This window comes from Bradyrhizobium sp. (genome assembly GCF_004799445.1).
GTDB lineage: Bacteria > Pseudomonadota > Alphaproteobacteria > Rhizobiales > Xanthobacteraceae > Bradyrhizobium.
This window is the reverse complement of sequence record NZ_SSNA01000202.1, coordinates 31,636-49,034: the sequence shown is the minus strand read 5'-3', so window position 1 is coordinate 49,034 and position 17,399 is coordinate 31,636. Positions and strand designations below refer to the sequence as shown.

The following is a 17,399-nucleotide window of genomic DNA, read 5'->3' as shown; positions in this document are numbered from 1 at the left end:
GGCCGGTCCTGTGTCTGATGCCTTTCCTTGACGCCAACCGGGTGCCAACCCCCGACCAGGCCCAGGGGCACGCTTCGCTCGACACCGCCCTGAAAGCGGCACCGATTGTAACCCCGCTGAAAGATCCCTAAATCGGGCGGGAACGCGAGGTACCCATGCAAGCATCACAGCCCCAGTCGCCGGTCTGGCACGGCACCACCATTTTGACGGTCCGCAAGGGCGGCAGGGTGGTGATCGGCGGCGACGGTCAGGTGTCGATCGGCCAGACCGTCATCAAATCCAACGCCAAAAAGGTCCGAAAACTCGGCAAGGGCGACGTCATCGGCGGCTTCGCCGGTGCCACCGCAGACGCGTTTACATTGTTCGAGCGGCTGGAAAGCAAACTCGAGCAATATCCGGGGCAATTGACCCGTGCTGCCGTCGAGCTCGCCAAGGATTGGCGCACCGACCGCTATCTGCGGCGGCTGGAGGCGATGATGATCGTCGCCGACAAGGATGTGTCGCTGGTCCTGACCGGAACCGGCGACGTGCTGGAGCCCGAAGCCGGCGTGATGGCGATCGGGTCCGGCGGCAATTATGCCCTGGCGGCCGCACGCGCCCTGGTCGATTCCGACAAGGACGCCGAAACCATCGTGCGGCGGGCGCTGGATATCGCGGCCGACATCTGCGTCTACACCAATCGCAATGTGACCATCGAGACGTTGCAGGGCGGCTGAGCATGACGGCCTACGCGTTCCGCCCGATGTCGGCCGCCGACCTGCCGACGATCCAGCGATGGCTCGGCATGCCGCATGTCTCGCAATGGTGGCACGACCCTTCGGAGCAGTTCGAACTGGTCAGCGGCGATCTCGGTCATCCGGATATGGCGCAGTTCATTGTCACGGCGGATGCGCGGGAATGCGCTTATTTGCAGTGTTACAATCTGAGCGGCTGGAATACCGGCTTCGGTCCGCAACCGGAGGGCACGCGCGGTCTTGATCAGTTTATCGGCGAAGCCGACATGCTCGATCGCGGTCATGGGTCCGCGTTGATCCGGGCCTTTGCCGACCAGTTATTCGCCAGCGGGACGCCACGTGTCGTCATCGATCCCGATCCCGCCAACGCGCGGGCGATCCGCGCCTACGAGAAGGCGGGATTTTGCCACGATCGAATCGTGGATACGCCTGATGGTGCGGCCCTGCTGATGGTCCGCGATCCATGACGCATGCTTGCAACATGCCGGCCACGTCAGGTCTTTCGACCCGGCACTGGATGCTGATCGGTGCGGCGCTGATTGCGCTTCAAGCCTCGATCCTGTTTGCGATGGGGCGGCTTCCGATCTGCGCCTGCGGCTACGTGAAATTCTGGCACGGCGTGGTGCAGAGCTCGGAGAATTCGCAGCACATCACCGACTGGTACACGTTCTCGCACATCATTCACGGTTTTCTGTTCTATGCCGCGACCTGGCTCGCGCTGCCGCGCCTCGCCTGGCCCGGGCGGCTGATATTGGCCATGCTGATCGAAGGCGGCTGGGAGATCGTTGAAAATTCCAACTGGATCATCGAACGTTATCGCGCCACCACAGTGTCGCTGGATTATTTTGGCGACAGCATCATCAATTCCGTGTCCGATACGTTGTCCATGGTCGCAGGCTTCTTGCTGGCGCGAAAGCTGCCGGTAGCGCTGACTGTCGCGCTTGGGCTTGCGTTCGAGATTTTGGTTGGCCTTCACATTCGCGATAATCTCACGCTCAACATCATCATGCTGGTTCATCCTTTTGAGGCGATCCGGCAATGGCAGGCGGGCCCACCGATCATCTGATCGCGGCTTGTGTCCGCGCCATTTTGAACCTACCTAGAGCCCATGACCGACTTCTCCCCCCGTGAAATCGTATCCGAACTCGACCGCTTCATCGTCGGCCAGACCGACGCCAAGCGCGCGGTCTCCATTGCCCTGCGAAACCGCTGGCGGCGGCTGCAGCTCACCGGCTCGTTGCGCGAGGAAGTGCTGCCGAAAAATATCCTGATGATCGGGCCGACCGGGGTCGGCAAGACCGAGATCGCGCGGCGGCTGGCGAAACTCGCTGCCGCGCCCTTCATCAAGGTCGAAGCCACGAAATTCACCGAGGTCGGCTATGTCGGCCGCGACGTCGAGCAGATCATCCGCGACCTCGTCGAAGTGGCGATCGCGCAGACCCGTGAGCGAAAGCGCAAGGACGTGCAGGCCCGCGCCCAGCTCGCCGCCGAGGATCGCGTGCTGGATGCCCTGGTCGGCCCCAACTCCAGCGCCACCACGCGCGATTCATTCCGCAAGAAGCTGCGGGCCGGCGAACTCAATGACAAGGAAATCGAGATCGAGACCCAGTCATCCGGCGGAATGCCGATGTTTGAAATCCCGGGGATGCCCGGCGCGCAGCTCGGCGCGATCTCGATCGGCGACATCTTCGGCAAGATGGGCGGCCGCACCAAGACCCGCCGCCTGACGGTTGCCGATTCGCACGAACTGCTGGTCAACGAGGAATCCGACAAACTGCTGGATAGCGACCAGCTGGTGCAGGAATCGATCAACGCGGTGGAGAACAACGGCATCGTGTTTCTTGACGAGATCGACAAGATATGCGTGCGCGACGGTCGCAGCGGCGGCGACGTGTCGCGCGAGGGCGTGCAGCGCGATCTGTTGCCGCTGATCGAGGGCACGACCGTGTCGACCAAGCACGGCGCGGTTAAAACCGACCACATCCTGTTCATCGCATCGGGCGCGTTTCATATCGCCAAGCCCTCCGACCTGTTGCCGGAATTGCAGGGGCGGTTGCCGATCCGCGTCGAGCTGGAAGCGCTGACGCGCGACGACATGCGCCGCATCCTGACCGAGCCCGAGGCTTCCCTGATCAAGCAATATGTCGCGCTGATGCGGACCGAAGGCGTGATGCTGGAGTTCACTGACAGCGCCATCGACGCGCTTGCCGACGTCGCGGTCGCCGTCAATTCGACGGTGGAAAATATCGGCGCCCGGCGGCTGCAGACCGTGATGGAGCGCGTGCTCGACGAGATCTCCTTCGCCGCCCCCGACCGCAACGGCGAGACGATCCAGATCGATGCCGAGTATGTGCAGAAGCACGTCGGCGATCTCGCCAAGAACGCGGATTTGAGCCGGTTCATTTTGTAGGTTTTGCAGCTAAGATCGTCGTCCCTGCGAAAGCAGGGACCCATAATTACCGATGACCGCTGTTGGATCAGAACGCGGTACCGGCTTTTGCAACTACGCAAACCGGTGGTTATGGGTCCCGGCTCGCGCGGAGTTTATCATCGGGCGCGCATTCGCGCGACCCGTTGGCTTGGCCGGGACGACAATGAATCTCAATTTGCGTATGTGGGAAAACCCCTGGCGCCTGATGCTCGCCGTCAATGTCGCCGTCTTGATCGGGGTGTTTCTCTACAAGATCACGCTGCCGCCCTACGTCCCCTACATCCACCTGCTGGTCGATTATCATTTCGGCTTCACCAAGCGCGCGCTGATCGGCGCGGTGGTATCGCTGTTTTCGCATGAGGTGCCGGTATGGCTGGTGTTCGCGCTCGGGGGTGCCGTCTGGCTGGTCACGGCTGGTCTTTTCATTGGCCTGTTCCGGCGCACCTTCGGTTTCGACGAAAAACACCTGCCGCTGTTCGTGTTCATGGCCGGCTCGCCGTTCTTTCTGAAGAACTTCATGTATACGCTTGGCCATTTCGATATCTATGGCTGCGCATTCGCGATTGGCCTGCTGCTGGTGCCGGCGCGCTCGGTCGCCTTCGTGCTGCTCGCGGCTCTGGCGTCGATGATCCTGATTCTGATCCACCACATCCATCTGCTGATGTATGTGCCGACCATCGCGGTCATCGTGGTGCTGCGTTATTACCTGGTGCAGGGCTTCGACCGGCAAAATACTGCGATCGGCATCGCCGCAGTGGCGTGCGTCGGGCTTCTGTTTTTCGCCGCGCAGTTCCTGGGAACGACGGCGGTACCGGAGTCGGAATTTGCAAGCTATCTCGCCAGCCGCATGGCCGATCCCAGCCGCGCCAATCTTCTGGGTTTCAGTTACATCTGGTATCAGCCGCTTGCCAAGGAGATCTCCGATACCTGGGGGCGCATGCCCGCCAATCTTCTGGGCGTGCCCGTATTCGCGCTGCTGATCTGGCTGCATGCCCCGCTCTGGCGATATTTTGCCGGCCTGGTTCGGTCGCTCGCCGAGGATTTACACCGGCGCATCGTCATCGCCGCCATCGTGGCGGTGAGCGCGGCCTATCTCATTATGTTTGCGATCGTGTTCGATTATTCGCGATGGGTCTCGAACTGGGCCGTCTGCCTGTTCCTGATCCTGCATGCGGTCAAGGCGCTGCCCGCCGCGCAAAGCACGCCGCCGATCTCGGGGAATGATCGAAACACCACCATCCTCGGCTGGATCGTGACGTTGATCCCCCGCGTCGGCATCGTGCGGCCGTTCTGAGAGAATTAGACTTTCGATCGCCGGATGCGAACGTAAAGCGCGCCCTCGCCGCCGTGACCGATATGCGCTTCCTCAAAGCCGACCACCAGCGCGCGGAATTCCGGCTGGCCGAGCCATTGCGGCACCTGACGGCGCAGCACGCCGCGCTCGGAATCGATTCCCATTTTGCCTTTGCCGGTGATGACGAGCACGAAAGTCAGACCATCGAGGTGAGCCCGTTGCAGAAAGCCCGATAGCGCGCGGTGCGCGCGCGTCTGCGTCATGCCATGCAGATCGAGCCGGGCTTCGATCTCCTTCCGTCCGCGCGACAATTGCGAACGCTCGCGCCGCCCGAGTGGCGCCAGCGGCGGCACCGCCGGCTTTTGCGTTCTGGGAATGCCGACAGGGGGAACTGATTTTGGCAAAGCCACCGGCTTCGCAGCAACGCGCCCCTCTTTCTCAGGCGAAGCGGTTTCGGGCTTGGCGGCACGGGGCTTCTTGCGCAGCGGCTTTGTCAACCTGGCGACGGCGTCCCACAGCATGCGCTCTTCTTCGCTGAGGTCGCGCTTGCGGCGCGGCGGCGCTGACAATTCCGGGATCGAAGGGGGACGTTTCATCGGCTGCGGCGATAATAGTTGACGCGACGGCGGTGATGCCCCCCGCGGCTTGGTTCGACGTTGGGGCGGGCCTCCGGAAGCGGCACCTTGCCGGCCACAGCCTGAGGCGGTTGGGGCGGCGTGGCATTCTTGGCGGGCTCGGTGGCGCTGGCCGCGTTTTTGGGGTTCGGAACCGCGGCGTCCGGCGGCTTGACGCCATTCTTCGGGTCTTTTTGCTGATCCTTCAAAGGGTCAACTTGCGAAAACAGTCTTGCGATTTTCGCCGAGGGGCGCGGGTCCGGCAGCGGCATCTTGCGGCCGCGGTCGACCGGATCGAGGCTTTTCGGCACCAGCATGACGAAGCGCATGTTGTGCCGGAAGCGGCCGGAGACCCGGCCGGCGTCAGCGCCCGCGCCGTAATAGATGTCGGCGCGCGCTGGTCCCGTGATCGCCGATCCCGTGTCCTGCGCCACCATCAGCCGGCGGAACGGGGTCTTCGACTGCTCCGATTCGATCGGCAGTTCGCCTTCGATGAAGAACGGCGTGCCGTAGACGTGCAGCGACTTGTCGACCGCAATCGACCGGCCCGGCGTCAGCGGCACGCCCTGCGCGCCCACCGCCTCATCCTTGTCGGAAAGGTCTACCTCGCGAAAGAACACATAGGAGCGGTTCTGCCGGCGCAACTCCTTGGCGCCATCGGGGTTCTGATCCATCCATTCCCTGATCTTCTGCATCGACATCTGCTCTTTCGGGATGATGCCGCGATCGATCAGGACGCGCCCGACCGCTGTATAGGAATAACCATTATACGCATCGTAATTGATGCGGACGGTCGAGCCATCCTCGAGGCGGACCCGCGCCGAGCCCTGGATTTGCGTGAACAGCAGATCGGTCTGGCTCTTGAGCCAGCAGATTTCGAGGCCCCGGCCGGCGATCGCGCCATCCTCGATCTCGGCCCGATCGTAATAGGGCACGAGCTTGCGGCGGCCGATCTTGCGAAACACCTGCCCCTTGTTTGGCAGGCTGGGCGCATCCTGCCTGAAGCCACGGACGAACAAATTCGAGGGGCGACGATAGACCGGTATGTTGTAGACATCCGTCTGGGTCCGGGAGCCCTCGATGATCGGTTCGTAGTAGCCGGTGACGAAGCCCGCATCCTCGCCGAGCCGCGAGATTTGCAAAGGCAGAAAATGCGCCTCAAAAAACGCCCGTGCCTTGACACCATCGCTAATGTCGAGGGCTTTGGCGGCGCGGCAGGGTTCGCGCAGCGACGTGCCGAGTGCCTTCGATTCCGCGGGAGGATTTCGTTGCGCCGCGATCGACCCGCAGCTGGTGCGAAAGGCCTTGTACGCCAGCAGATGGTCGTCCTCGCGCCACCCGGCGATATCGGTCCAGGCAAGCGGCGCATACTGGCTGCCACTGATCTCGAGCGGCCATTCCAGTCGCGGGTAGGGGATCGGACGGACAGTTGGAAGGTGCGAACGCGCGCTTCGCAGGGTAGCAAGCGTGTGCGCCTTGCGCGCAGCCATCGCCGCAAGCGGCGCCAGCATCAATGCGATAGCAATCACACAAAGCGCAGCGGTCCGTCGCCGCGAGCTAGTGAGCGCTTCCGGTGCCAACCAGCTTCCAGTTCGGATCGCGTGATGTCGTGTCGCGGGCGAATGTCCAAACATCGGTGATATCGGTGACCTTGTCCGGATTGCCGTCGACGATGGCACCGGCCTTGTCGCGGGTGACCGAGACCATCTGCGATACAAAGCGAACGGTGAGCTGCGTGGAGCGGTCGCGCGCTTCCGCGCTGACAATTTCCGCCTTGTCGATCGACACAAAGCGCGTCTCGGTCTTTTGCTCCTGCTTCTCGCGTTCCTTGATCGCGGCCTCGAAGCTGTCATAGACATCGGACGACAGGAGATCCTTCAATGCACGGCGATCGCCGTTGGCGAACGCCAGCACGATCATTTCATAGGCACTGCGCGCGCCGCTGAGGAAATGGCGCGGATCAAACGCGGAATCTTGTGCCGCAATCGCGTCAAGACCCTGGGCAAGCGGGGTGCCCAACTCGGCCAGGCCTTTCCAGCGATCGGTCGGTGGCGCCACGTCGGCGGTTGGCGCCAGCGGCGCCTGGTCGATCACCGCACCCGGTATCGGAACAACGTTGCTGTCCTGCGCTCCCTGCACCACATTGCGCGCGGGGCGATCATAGGGCGGCCGCTCGTTCCCGGTGCGCTGACCGAGGACGTTACGCAAGCGCAGGAAGATGAAGACGGCCAGCGCCAGGAAGATGATGGTGTAAATATCCACGTCGCATTCGCTTTCTGGTTCTCACGCGGGCGAGGGGTCCGGCGGTAGAGCGCTGCCCCTCCGGGGACGGCAGAGATTACATCATGGATGGGTCTGCAGCATGTAGGCACGAAACCTGGCTTGGCCAATGGCGCGTCCCGACATGAAAAGCCATGCCGATGGAAATAGGCCACGCATGCGCTTACCCGTTTGCCACAGCTTCAATTGTAGCGCGTTTTGGCCACGGGGGGAAACCCCGATAATGGCCGGAAATCGCGCATATTCAACAATTTAGGCTGGATGTCCGGATCCCGCGGGCCTGAATTGTTCCGCGCCACCGCGGCCTGGCCATTGCGTAGGCCGCGCCTTGGCGGCCCGCCCGCGATTGTCGTCCTTGTGGAATGAGGCGAGGCTATGATAGCCACTCGCCCCGACACGGCATTTTCGTGCCTCACGAGCGCATTCGGACGAAAACCTGTCCCCCGCTCGCCAAAAACGTTCCAGGAGAGACTCCCATGACCAACGGCAACGGCTCGCCCCCCGAGGCGGCCCCTCCTCCCCAGTTGAACGTGCTGGCGCAGTACACCAAGGACCTCTCATTCGAAAATCCGAATGCACCGGCCTCGCTGGCCCCGCAACCGCAGCAACCCGCGATCAATATCCAGATCAACGTCAGCGCCAACAACATCGCTGAAAATGAGTTCGAGGTGACACTTTCGGTCGAAGGCAAGGCGGAAAACGCCGGCAAGCTGATGTTCAGCTTCGATCTCGCCTATGCCGGCGTATTCCGGATCGTCAACGTGCCCAAGGAAAATCTGCATCCCTTGATCATGATCGAATGCCCGCGGCTATTGTTCCCGTTCGCGCGCGAAATTATTGCCACATCGGTGCGCGACGGCGGGTTCCCACCGCTGATGCTCGATCCGGTCGATTTTGTCGGTCTGTATCGCCAGAATCTGGAACGGCAGGCCGCGGAAGCGGCGGCAACGCAGGGCAAGCCGAGCTAGGCGCAACGACTAAGCACCCAGGAAATCATTCCAGATCGGCCTGCCGCCCAGCGTGACGACAAAATCCCGATGCGCGGCGCGATCGGCCTCGGTCACCCGGGGCCCGAGAGGCACCGCACGTTGCCGGCGCGGCATTTCACCAGGTCCGCCCGCGTGCGTATCCCGGGATTCCGCGGCAAGAACCAATTGCGACTGCCGGGCTCCGATCAGATCGATGTAGACCTCGGCAAGAAGTTCGGCGTCGAGCAATGCGCCATGCTTGGTACGGCGGGAATTGTCGATCGCATAGCGCGAACAGAGATCATCGAGACGATTCGACACGCCTGGATGCTTGCGTCGCGCCAGCAGCAATGTGTCGACCAGCCGTTCGCGCGAGATGGCCGGCCGGTTGATTCGGTCGAGTTCCGCGTTGATGAAGCCGATATCGAACGAGGCGTTGTGAATCACCAGCGGCGCATCGCCGATAAACTCCAGGAACTCCTCGACCACTTCGGCAAATAGCGGCTTGTCGGCGAGAAACTCCCCGGAAAGGCCGTGCACGGCGAAGGCTTCGGCCGGCATGTCGCGTTCGGGATTGAGATGCCGGTGAAAGGTCTGTCCGGTCGGCATGCGGTTCAAAATCTCGACACAGCCGATTTCGACCAGCCGGTCGCCGCGCAGCGGGTCGAGTCCCGTGGTTTCGGTGTCGAGAATGATTTCGCGCATGAACAAGCCGCCGGGAAAGACGAAAGTGACGAATCAGGATCGTCGCCGCGGCATCCTAACAGCTTCATCCAGAATGTCCCGGATTCGCGCACGCACGGGGTCGAGACCATGCGAAGTATCCACCACGAAATTCGCGCGCCTGCGCTTTTCAGCATCGGGCATTTGCCGCGCCAAGATGGCGTCAAGCTTCTCGTCGGTCATGTTCGGACGGGAAAGAATCCGCCGGCGCTGGATTTCCGTTGTCGTCGTGACCACGACCACCGCATCGACCCGCTTCTCGCCGCCGGTCTCGAACAGCAGCGGCACATCGACCACCGCAACACGCGCGCCGGATCGCTCGGCATCTGCCAGGAATTTTTGACGGGAGGCGCCCAGCATCGGATGGACGATTTCCTCGAGCCGTCGCATGGCGGCCGGATCGTGCACCACGCGCGCCGAAAGCCTGTTGCGGTCGACCTTGCCCTCGACGGTGGTGCCCGGGAACGCCGCTTCGATGGCAGGCGCCGCCTCGCCTTCATACAGCATGTGGACGGCCGCATCGGCGTCGTAAACCGGGACGCCGGCTTCCGCGAACAGCTTCGCGGTGGTCGATTTTCCCATCCCGATCGAACCGGTCAGCCCAAGAATTACCATCCAGGAATTACCAATCAAGAATTGTCATCAAGATAGCGCCGGTCGCGGCCTCTGCCGGGATTCGCCTTCAGAAGCCAAGCAGCGCCTTGCTGCGGAGAAACGCGAGCAATGGCAGCAGCGGCAGGCCAAGGATGGTGAAATGATCGCCCTCAATGCGCTCGAACAAATGCACACCAAGCCCCTCAAGCTGGTAGGCACCGACACTGGAGGTGACCGCAGCACCTGCTTCATCCAGATAGGTCTCAATTTCGCTCTCACCCAGCCGCCGCATCGTCATGCGCGCCATCGCGACATGTTCGAACAATATCCTGCCGTCGCGCGCCACCGCAACCGCGGAGTGCAGTTCATGATGGCGGCCTGCGAGCGCATGCAATTGTTCGAGGGCCTGCGCCCGGCTGGCCGGTTTGCTGAAAAGCTGCATTCCCAGCGCCAATGTCTGGTCCGCGCCGACGACGTATTGACCCAGCCGCCGCGCTGATACGAACAGCGATTTCTCGCGGGCAAGACGGATTGCGACGTCGCCTGGCGCCGAGAGGCCGGATGCCTGCTGTAGGGACCGCTCGTCAATTTCAGCCGGGACGGCTTCGAAGTCGATGCCGGCATTGGCCAGCAGCGTTTGCCGCGCGCGGCTTTGCGAGGCCAGCACCAACGGAGTTTTTCCGCGCCACAACGTCATTCCGCAAGCCGTTGCCGTTGCCTGTCGGTAAACAGTTTCAAAATGGCGGCCGCCGTTTCCTCGATCGATCGACGTGTGACATCGAGCTGCGCCCAGTTGAATTTGGCGCTTAGTCGCCGCGCGAATGCGACTTCGTCCGCGACGGCCTGGCGATCGATATAGGTGTCGTTGTCCCGATCGCCCATGCTCAACAGCCGGTTCTGCCGGACCTGGATCAGTCGCTCCGGCGTCGCGTGCAGACTGACCACCAGCGGCTTCTTCAATGTTTCCAACTGATGCGGGATCGGGATGCCCGGCACCAGCGGAACATTGGCGGTGCGGATGCCGCGATTGGCCAGATAGATCGAGGTTGGCGTTTTCGACGTGCGGGAGACGCCCACCAGAATCACGTCGGCCTCCTCCAGTCCTTCGACGTGCTGGCCGTCGTCGTGCATCATCGAATAATTCAGCGCATCGATCCGCTTGAAGTATTCCGCGTTCAGCGTGTGCTGGGCACCGACCCGCCCCGTCGTGGGCGCTCCGAGATAGGCCTGGAACAATTGCATGACCGGGCCGATGATCGAGAGGCTCGGTATATTGATTTCCTGGCACTTGGCTTCCAGCCGGCCAACGAGATCCTTCTCCAGCAGGGTGAAGAGCACGATGCCCGGCGCTTCCTCGATTTCACTCAGCACCCGGTCGAGCTGCTTCTGGCTGCGCACCAATGGATAGACATGTTCGACCGGCGTGACGTTGGCGTATTGCGCAGCCACCGCGCGCGCCACGGTGATCAAGGTCTCTCCGGTCGAATCGGAGACCAGATGCAGATGAAAATAATTGCCGGTCGTGGGCACAAGGACCTCTGTATATCCTGTGGATCGCTGTGGACCTTACCTGAGAGAATCGGAGGCGTGTCGGCAGATCAGGGATAACCCGATTTTTTCTTCACAGGCCTCGTCATAGGGATAAGTCCACGTCGTAGTGGCGACGATAGTGAGATTTTGTGGATTTGTCTCTTCATAAGCTGATGACTTCGCCACGCAACCGCTTGAAGCAGATGGCGTTATCGGGATTCCAAAATACACCCTGAAAATTGTTGATAGATGTGAACAAGCTTTGGGAAGGACAGGACAATCTTGCGTGGGCCCAATCCACCGCTACTTAGACTCAAACCTAAGATTCTAAGATTATTGTTTTAGAAAAGTACGGCTTGCGGATATGTCTCGGTGAGGTGCAAGACAGAGCTTCTCGGGAAGGTCGAGAACGACTGAATGGTTACGGGTTGTTGGAAGCGCAGAATCGCGGACACGCGGGTGAATGAGGCACGATGTACGAGTGGATCAAGGCGCTGCATGTGATCGCGGTCATCGCGTGGATGGCCGGGATGCTCTATCTGCCTCGGCTTTTTGTCTATCATTGCGAGGCGGAGGCAGGATCGAAGCAGTCCGAGACGTTCAAGGTGATGGAACGGCGGTTGCTGAAAGCGATCATCAATCCGGCCATGATCGTGACCTGGCTGGCGGGACTTTATCTCGCTTGGGCCGGCCATTGGTTTTCGGCGGGCTGGTTGCACGGAAAGCTTTTCCTGGTGCTGCTGTTGTCCGGGGTCCACGGCTTTTTTTCCCGCTGGGTTAAGGATTTCGCTGCCGATCGTAATGTGCATGACCAAAAATTCTATCGTATTATCAATGAGGTACCGACGATCTTGATGATCGGAATCGTGATCCTGGTGGTGGTTAGGCCATTTTGAAGTGGATGACGATCGGCGGCCTGCTTTTCGCCACCTTGCGGAGCGCCGGCTGATTTTCTATATTGTGGTCATCCCACCCTACGCAGGCGGATGTGGTCGTGTTCCGGTCTCCTCGTTGAACCGGCCGCCGCATCAGGTTTGAAGCCTCTCCGGCGCTTTCCTCGCTCAGACCTGCGGACCTTCCTGAACCTCGCGTCCGCATTTTCTAAAAAGCCACCTTGCACCCCTTCCCTAGCTACTCCACAGGACCAATCCCAATGCGGGAAATGAAACTTCAAGACCTCAAGGCTCAGACCCCGGCCGAGCTCGTCTCGTTCGCGGAAGAGAAAGGGGTCGAAAACGCCAGCACGATGCGCAAGCAGGAGCTGATGTTCGCTATTCTCAAGCAACTTGCGATCCAGGAAACCGATATCATCGGTGAAGGCGTCGTCGAGGTGCTCTCTGACGGTTTCGGATTCTTGCGTTCGCCGGACGCCAATTATCTGCCGGGGCCGGACGACATCTACGTTTCGCCCTCGCAGATCCGCCGCTTCGGACTTCGCACCGGCGACACCATCGAAGGCCATATTCGCAGCCCGAAAGAGGGCGAGCGCTATTTTGCGCTGTTGAAGGTCAACACGCTGAATTTTGAAGACCCGGAAAAATCCAAGCACAAGGTCAATTTTGACAATCTGACGCCGCTGTTTCCGGATCAGCGCTTCCGCCTCGAGCTCGAAGACCCCACCAGAAAGGACCTTTCTGCAAGGGTTATCGACATCGTCGCTCCGATCGGCAAAGGCCAGCGCGCGCTGATTGTGGCCCCTCCGCGCACCGGCAAGACGGTGCTGATGCAGAACATCGCGCATTCGATCACGGCCAATCATCCCGAATGCTATCTGATCGTGCTGCTGATCGATGAGCGGCCCGAGGAAGTCACGGACATGCAGCGTTCGGTAAAGGGCGAAGTCGTTTCATCGACCTTCGACGAACCTGCGGTGCGCCACGTCCAGGTCGCCGAAATGGTGATTGAGAAGGCCAAGCGGCTGGTCGAACACGGTCGCGACGTCGTCATCCTTCTGGACTCGATCACGCGGCTGGGACGCGCCTATAACACCGTGGTGCCCTCATCCGGCAAGGTGCTGACCGGCGGCGTCGATGCCAACGCCCTGCAGCGGCCGAAGCGATTTTTCGGTGCCGCGCGCAACATCGAAGAAGGCGGATCGCTCACGATCATCGCCACCGCGCTGGTCGACACCGGCAGCCGTATGGACGAAGTGATTTTCGAAGAATTCAAAGGCACCGGCAATTCCGAATTGATTCTTGACCGCAAGGTTTCCGACAAGCGCACCTTCCCCGCGATCGACATTTCCCGCTCCGGCACCCGGAAGGAGGAATTGATCACCGACCCGCAGCTGCTCAAGAAAATGTACGTGCTGCGCCGGATCCTCAATCCGATGGGAACGATGGACGCGATCGACTTCCTGCTCGACAAGTTGCGCAACACCAAGAACAACGCGGAATTCTTCGAATCAATGAATACCTGAGCCGGTTCGCCGGTCTCGAATTTGGGGCGTCCCGGGGTTCACCGGGGCGCCCTTTTGCTTTTGCGCCAGGAAATTTCAACTGGGCTTTGCTGCAGGTTCGCTGCAACATGATCGGATCCGTTCCTTTTCGCTCGCGCCCTCGTAAGTAATTGAAAGAGCTTCGGTTTAATTTCCGTCCCCTGGACGTTGCAGTCAAACCGGCTGATTCCTGCAGCAAAATTGGCGCGGGTGACGCTGCGGCACCGGTTGCGCCGTCTCCCAGCCCCGCCGGTTCGGCGGAGCATTGGCAACCAGAAATTACGTTGCGTTTTCAATGGCTCCGGCACAAATAGGCGATGGATCCGCGGGAACAGACCATCTTCGCGCTGTCATCGGGCCGGCCGCCGAGCGCAATCGCCATTGTCCGGGTTTCGGGACCGCAGGCCAGAGCGGCGCTCGCCTGCCTTGCCGGTAAGGTGCCGGAACCGCGCATCGCGTCGCGGGTGCTGTTGCGTGATCCCGGTCGAGACCCGATCGACGATGCGGTGGTGCTGTGGTTTCCCGAACCGGCGAGCGCGACCGGTGAGGATGTCGCCGAATTTCATGTCCACGGCGGACGCGCGGTGCTGGCAGCCTTGATCGCGGCGCTATCGGGTTTTGAAAATGTTAGGGCCGCCGAACCGGGCGAGTTTACCCGCCGGGGGTTCGAGAACGGCAAGCTGGATCTCACCGAAGCCGAAGCGCTTGACGATCTGATTCATGCCGATACCGACCGGCAGCGCCGTCAGGCGCTGCGTCAGCTGAAAGGGCTGCTCGGCGAGCGGGCGCGGGACTGGCGGGCGCGCATCATCGAGGCCTCGGCGCTGATTGAAGCCGGAATCGATTTCTCCGACGAAGGCGATATCCCTGCGGAACTGATCGCGCCGGCGTTGGCCAGGATCAGATCGCTACGCGACGAGATTGAGGAAGTGCTTGCGGCGCAGGGACGAAGTGAACGCCTGCGGGAGGGCCTGGTGGTCGCGATCTCCGGTCCGCCGAATGTCGGAAAATCGACCTTGATCAATCAGCTGGCGCGGCGCGAGGTGGCGATTGTCTCGCCACATGCGGGCACGACGCGGGACGTGATCGAAGTTCAGCTCGATCTTGACGGTTATCCGGTGACGGTGATCGACACCGCCGGGATTCGCGAAACGGCGGATCCCGTCGAGCAGGAAGGTGTCCGGCGCGCGCGGAGGCGCGCGGCGGAGGCCGACCTCGTGCTGTGGATAATCGATTCCGAGCATCAGGAGAGCGCGCGTGCGGGGGACGCGCCGGTGTGGGTGGTGCGCAACAAAATCGATCTCGAGGTCGCGCGTGGGGTTAACGTGCGGCCTGCGGGGGCCTTGCGAGGAGACGGGACCGGGACCGGCTTCGAGATTTCCGCGGATCGGGGTGACGGGGTCCCGGAATTGGTCGCAGCGCTGGTGGATTTTGCGCGGGATTATTTCGGTTCGAGGGAGGACAGCCTGATTGGGCGGGAGCGGCAGAGGCAATTGCTGCAGGAGACCGTATATTCGTTGGAGCGCAGCATTTCGGTGATGGGGAGTGGCGAGGAGTTGGCGGCGGAAGAGCTGCGGAGCGCGGTGCATTCGTTGGGGCGACTGCTGGGCCGTGTCGACGTCGAGGAGGTGCTCGATGTGATCTTTAGAGAGTTTTGTGTAGGTAAGTAGTAGTATTTAGTTCATTTCTTTATTCATTCTTTCATCAGCTTGTTTCACGTGAAACAAACCGGCCCAGCGCGCTCGTTTCACGTGAAGCATACGTCTGCCGGCCAACTTACCACTTCCGGGGCGAGCCGCCGCGCTATAGAACGCCCTGCATGATCGCAGGCCAACCACCATCACCAGATTCATTCGACGTCATCGTCGTCGGCGGAGGCCATGCGGGCTGCGAGGCCGCCAGTGTCGCCGCCCGGACGGGCGCCAAGACGGCGTTGCTGACCCATCGCTTCGCGACCATCGGCGCCATGTCCTGCAATCCTGCGATCGGAGGCCTGGGCAAGGGTCACTTGGTCCGGGAAGTTGACGCGCTCGATGGTCTGATGGGCCGGGTCGCCGATGCCGCGGGCATTCAATTTCGCATGCTCAATCGGCGCAAGGGTCCCGCGGTGCGGGGCCCGCGCGCCCAGGCGGATCGCAAGCTCTACGCCGCCGCCATGCAGGCTGCGATCATTGAGACTGCCAATCTCACGGTGCTCGAAGGCGAGGCCGACGAGCTGATCGTCGCTAACGGCCGCATCACGGGCATTCGCCTGGCCGGCGGGCGCGAGCTATCCGCCGGGGCTGTCGTCATTACCACCGGCACGTTCCTGCGCGGGCTGATCCATCTTGGCGAGCGGAACTGGCCGGCCGGGCGGGTCGGTGAGGCGCCGGCGATGGGGCTGTCGGCATCGTTTGAGCGCATTGGCTTTACGCTCGGGCGGCTCAAGACCGGAACCCCGCCGCGGCTCGATGGCACCACGATCGACTGGTCGGCGGTCGAAATGCAACCGGGCGACGACCCACCGGAGCCGTTTTCGGTGATGACCGACCGTATCACGACGCCACAGATCCAGTGCGGCATCACCCGGACGACATCGGCGACCCATCAGGTGATCCGGGCCAATGTGCATCGATCACCGATGTATTCCGGGCAAATCAAGAGCAGCGGTCCGCGTTATTGCCCCTCGATCGAAGACAAGATCGTTCGTTTCGGCGACCGCGATGGACATCAGATCTTCCTGGAGCCGGAAGGCCTCGACGACAGCACGGTCTATCCCAACGGCATCTCCACCTCGCTGCCGGAAGAAGTGCAGCTGGCGATCCTCGCCTCGATTCCCGGGCTGGAGCGCGTGCGCATGGTCCGCCCGGGCTATGCTATCGAATACGACCATGTCGACCCGCGTGAACTCGATTCCAGCCTGCAAGCCAAGCGGCTGCCGGGGCTGTTTTTGGCCGGGCAGATCAATGGCACCACGGGCTATGAAGAAGCCGCCGCCCAGGGGCTGGTGGCCGGACTAAACGCAGCCTTGGCGGCCGGTAGCTCCGAACCGATCGTGTTCGACCGCGCCGATGGCTATCTCGGCGTCATGATCGATGACCTCGTCACCCGCGGTATCACCGAGCCGTACCGGATGTTCACCTCCCGGGCGGAGTACCGCCTGACCCTGCGTGCGGATAATGCCGATCAGCGCCTGACCGACAAAGGCATTGCCTTGGGTTGTGTCGGGAGCGCGCGTTCGCTGCGCCACGGCGCCAAGATGGCCGCCCTGAATGCCGCGAAAGTCCGGACAAAATCGCTGTCGCTGACGCCCAACGAAGCTGGAAGGCATGGCCTGGCGCTCAATAAGGACGGCCAGCGCCGCTCGGCCTTCGAGCTCTTGGCCTATCCGGAGATCGGCTGGGCGGAGATCCGCAGCATCTGGCCGGAACTGTCGGCCATTGACCCAGCGATTGCGCTCCATCTCGAGATCGATGCCAAATACGACGTCTATCTCAAGCGTCAGACCGCCGATGTCGACGCCTTTCGCCGCGATGAGGGCCTGATCCTGAGCGGTATCGACTATCGCGCCGTCCCAGGGCTCTCCAACGAAGCCCGCGCGAAGCTTGAGGCGGCGCAGCCGCGCACGGTGGGGCAGGCGGGTCGGCTAGACGGGCTGACGCCGGCCGCACTGGGGATTCTGGCAGCCTATCTGCGGCGGGAAGCACGACGGAGGACTTCTTTGGCCATCGCCTAGAACGTTTCACGTGAAACACGCGGTCATTGCGAGGAGCGCAGCGACGAAGGCATCCATCGCGGCCGGGCCCCAGATTTTT

At 61.7% G+C, this 17,399-nt stretch carries 17 protein-coding genes; 10 read left to right on the top strand and 7 right to left on the bottom strand.

The window, feature by feature from the left end; translation table 11 throughout:
* Positions 1-155: 155 nt before the first annotated feature.
* The 5 genes from hslV to E8A46_RS26035 all read left to right on the top strand — a co-directional run bounded on the left by hslV (position 156) and on the right by E8A46_RS26035 (position 4,459).
* Positions 156-716, top strand: coding sequence for an ATP-dependent protease subunit HslV (hslV, locus tag E8A46_RS26055; protein WP_291567352.1), 561 nt, complete (start codon positions 156-158; stop codon positions 714-716).
* A 2-nt stretch (positions 717-718) separates the two neighbouring features.
* On the top strand, positions 719-1,201 hold the full coding sequence (locus E8A46_RS26050; RefSeq protein ID WP_291567350.1) for a GNAT family N-acetyltransferase: 483 nt from the start codon (positions 719-721) through the stop codon (positions 1,199-1,201).
* Positions 1,202-1,215: 14 nt separating this feature from the next.
* Positions 1,216-1,800, top strand: a complete 585-nt coding sequence (locus tag E8A46_RS26045; protein ID WP_291567592.1) for a DUF2585 domain-containing protein — start codon at positions 1,216-1,218, stop codon at positions 1,798-1,800.
* 42 nt (positions 1,801-1,842) lie between these two features.
* Positions 1,843-3,144 (top strand): ATP-dependent protease ATPase subunit HslU, encoded by a 1,302-nt coding sequence (gene hslU, locus E8A46_RS26040; RefSeq protein WP_291567348.1) that lies wholly within the window; start codon positions 1,843-1,845, stop codon positions 3,142-3,144.
* 184 nt (positions 3,145-3,328) lie between these two features.
* Positions 3,329-4,459, top strand: a complete 1,131-nt coding sequence (locus E8A46_RS26035; RefSeq protein ID WP_291567346.1) for a hypothetical protein — start codon at positions 3,329-3,331, stop codon at positions 4,457-4,459.
* Positions 4,460-4,464: 5 nt separating this feature from the next.
* Here E8A46_RS26035 and E8A46_RS26030 read toward each other — a convergent pair whose 3' ends face one another.
* The 3 genes from E8A46_RS26030 to E8A46_RS26020 form a co-directional block, all read right to left on the bottom strand.
* Positions 4,465-5,055, bottom strand: coding sequence for a Smr/MutS family protein (locus E8A46_RS26030; protein WP_291567344.1), 591 nt, complete (start codon positions 5,053-5,055; stop codon positions 4,465-4,467).
* Complete coding sequence (locus E8A46_RS26025; RefSeq protein ID WP_291567590.1) at positions 5,052-6,563, bottom strand: MltA domain-containing protein; 1,512 nt, start codon at positions 6,561-6,563, stop codon at positions 5,052-5,054. The genes E8A46_RS26030 and E8A46_RS26025 overlap by 4 nt, the downstream gene beginning before the upstream one ends.
* Before the next feature lie 67 nt (positions 6,564-6,630).
* The gene (locus tag E8A46_RS26020) at positions 6,631-7,335 is read right to left on the bottom strand and encodes a Tim44/TimA family putative adaptor protein (RefSeq protein WP_291567342.1); all 705 of its coding nucleotides are present in this window, start codon (positions 7,333-7,335) and stop codon (positions 6,631-6,633) included.
* A 494-nt stretch (positions 7,336-7,829) separates the two neighbouring features.
* Here E8A46_RS26020 and secB point away from each other — a divergent pair, with 494 nt between their 5' ends.
* Positions 7,830-8,321, top strand: coding sequence for a protein-export chaperone SecB (gene secB, locus E8A46_RS26015; protein ID WP_291567340.1), 492 nt, complete (start codon positions 7,830-7,832; stop codon positions 8,319-8,321).
* 9 nt (positions 8,322-8,330) lie between these two features.
* Here the strand turns inward: secB and dnaQ are convergent, their stop codons facing one another.
* From dnaQ to E8A46_RS25995, 4 genes are all read right to left on the bottom strand, one after another.
* Positions 8,331-9,026: a DNA polymerase III subunit epsilon gene (gene dnaQ / locus E8A46_RS26010; RefSeq protein WP_291567338.1), complete on the bottom strand. Its 696-nt coding sequence runs from the start codon at positions 9,024-9,026 to the stop codon at positions 8,331-8,333.
* A gap of 33 nt (positions 9,027-9,059) precedes the next feature.
* On the bottom strand, positions 9,060-9,659 hold the full coding sequence (gene coaE, locus E8A46_RS26005; RefSeq protein ID WP_291567336.1) for a dephospho-CoA kinase: 600 nt from the start codon (positions 9,657-9,659) through the stop codon (positions 9,060-9,062).
* A gap of 67 nt (positions 9,660-9,726) precedes the next feature.
* The gene (locus tag E8A46_RS26000; protein ID WP_291567334.1) at positions 9,727-10,335 is read right to left on the bottom strand and encodes a Maf family protein; all 609 of its coding nucleotides are present in this window, start codon (positions 10,333-10,335) and stop codon (positions 9,727-9,729) included.
* Positions 10,332-11,168 (bottom strand): pyruvate, water dikinase regulatory protein, encoded by an 837-nt coding sequence (locus tag E8A46_RS25995; protein WP_291567331.1) that lies wholly within the window; start codon positions 11,166-11,168, stop codon positions 10,332-10,334. The genes E8A46_RS26000 and E8A46_RS25995 overlap by 4 nt, the downstream gene beginning before the upstream one ends.
* Before the next feature lie 473 nt (positions 11,169-11,641).
* Here E8A46_RS25995 and hemJ point away from each other — a divergent pair, with 473 nt between their 5' ends.
* The 4 genes from hemJ to mnmG all read left to right on the top strand — a co-directional run bounded on the left by hemJ (position 11,642) and on the right by mnmG (position 17,320).
* A complete protein-coding gene (gene hemJ, locus E8A46_RS25990) occupies positions 11,642-12,064 on the top strand; it encodes a protoporphyrinogen oxidase HemJ (protein WP_291567329.1) in 423 nt (140 codons plus the stop codon).
* A gap of 257 nt (positions 12,065-12,321) precedes the next feature.
* Positions 12,322-13,587, top strand: coding sequence for a transcription termination factor Rho (gene rho / locus E8A46_RS25985; protein ID WP_029584660.1), 1,266 nt, complete (start codon positions 12,322-12,324; stop codon positions 13,585-13,587).
* A gap of 335 nt (positions 13,588-13,922) precedes the next feature.
* Positions 13,923-15,275, top strand: coding sequence for a tRNA uridine-5-carboxymethylaminomethyl(34) synthesis GTPase MnmE (gene mnmE, locus E8A46_RS25980; protein WP_291567326.1), 1,353 nt, complete (start codon positions 13,923-13,925; stop codon positions 15,273-15,275).
* 149 nt (positions 15,276-15,424) lie between these two features.
* The gene (gene mnmG / locus E8A46_RS25975; protein WP_291567324.1) at positions 15,425-17,320 is read left to right on the top strand and encodes a tRNA uridine-5-carboxymethylaminomethyl(34) synthesis enzyme MnmG; all 1,896 of its coding nucleotides are present in this window, start codon (positions 15,425-15,427) and stop codon (positions 17,318-17,320) included.
* The last annotated feature ends 79 nt before the right edge of the window (positions 17,321-17,399 follow it).

Excerpts from the sequence above, each read along its gene's own strand:
- coaE (WP_291567336.1), bottom strand. The coding sequence starts at position 9,659 with ATGGTAATTCTTGGGCTGACCGGTTCGATCGGGATGGGAAAATCGACC.
- E8A46_RS26045 (WP_291567592.1), top strand. The coding sequence starts at position 1,216 with ATGCCGGCCACGTCAGGTCTTTCGACCCGGCACTGGATGCTGATCGGT.
- secB (WP_291567340.1), top strand. The coding sequence starts at position 7,830 with ATGACCAACGGCAACGGCTCGCCCCCCGAGGCGGCCCCTCCTCCCCAG.
- hemJ (WP_291567329.1), top strand. The coding sequence starts at position 11,642 with ATGTACGAGTGGATCAAGGCGCTGCATGTGATCGCGGTCATCGCGTGG.
- mnmE (WP_291567326.1), top strand. The coding sequence starts at position 13,923 with ATGGATCCGCGGGAACAGACCATCTTCGCGCTGTCATCGGGCCGGCCG.
- E8A46_RS26000 (WP_291567334.1), bottom strand. The coding sequence starts at position 10,335 with ATGACGTTGTGGCGCGGAAAAACTCCGTTGGTGCTGGCCTCGCAAAGC.
- E8A46_RS26050 (WP_291567350.1), top strand. The coding sequence starts at position 719 with ATGACGGCCTACGCGTTCCGCCCGATGTCGGCCGCCGACCTGCCGACG.
- E8A46_RS26030 (WP_291567344.1), bottom strand. The coding sequence starts at position 5,055 with ATGAAACGTCCCCCTTCGATCCCGGAATTGTCAGCGCCGCCGCGCCGC.
- hslU (WP_291567348.1), top strand. The coding sequence starts at position 1,843 with ATGACCGACTTCTCCCCCCGTGAAATCGTATCCGAACTCGACCGCTTC.
- mnmG (WP_291567324.1), top strand. The coding sequence starts at position 15,425 with ATGATCGCAGGCCAACCACCATCACCAGATTCATTCGACGTCATCGTC.
- rho (WP_029584660.1), top strand. The coding sequence starts at position 12,322 with ATGCGGGAAATGAAACTTCAAGACCTCAAGGCTCAGACCCCGGCCGAG.
- E8A46_RS26025 (WP_291567590.1), bottom strand. The coding sequence starts at position 6,563 with ATGGCTGCGCGCAAGGCGCACACGCTTGCTACCCTGCGAAGCGCGCGT.
- hslV (WP_291567352.1), top strand. The coding sequence starts at position 156 with ATGCAAGCATCACAGCCCCAGTCGCCGGTCTGGCACGGCACCACCATT.
- E8A46_RS26035 (WP_291567346.1), top strand. The coding sequence starts at position 3,329 with ATGAATCTCAATTTGCGTATGTGGGAAAACCCCTGGCGCCTGATGCTC.
- dnaQ (WP_291567338.1), bottom strand. The coding sequence starts at position 9,026 with ATGCGCGAAATCATTCTCGACACCGAAACCACGGGACTCGACCCGCTG.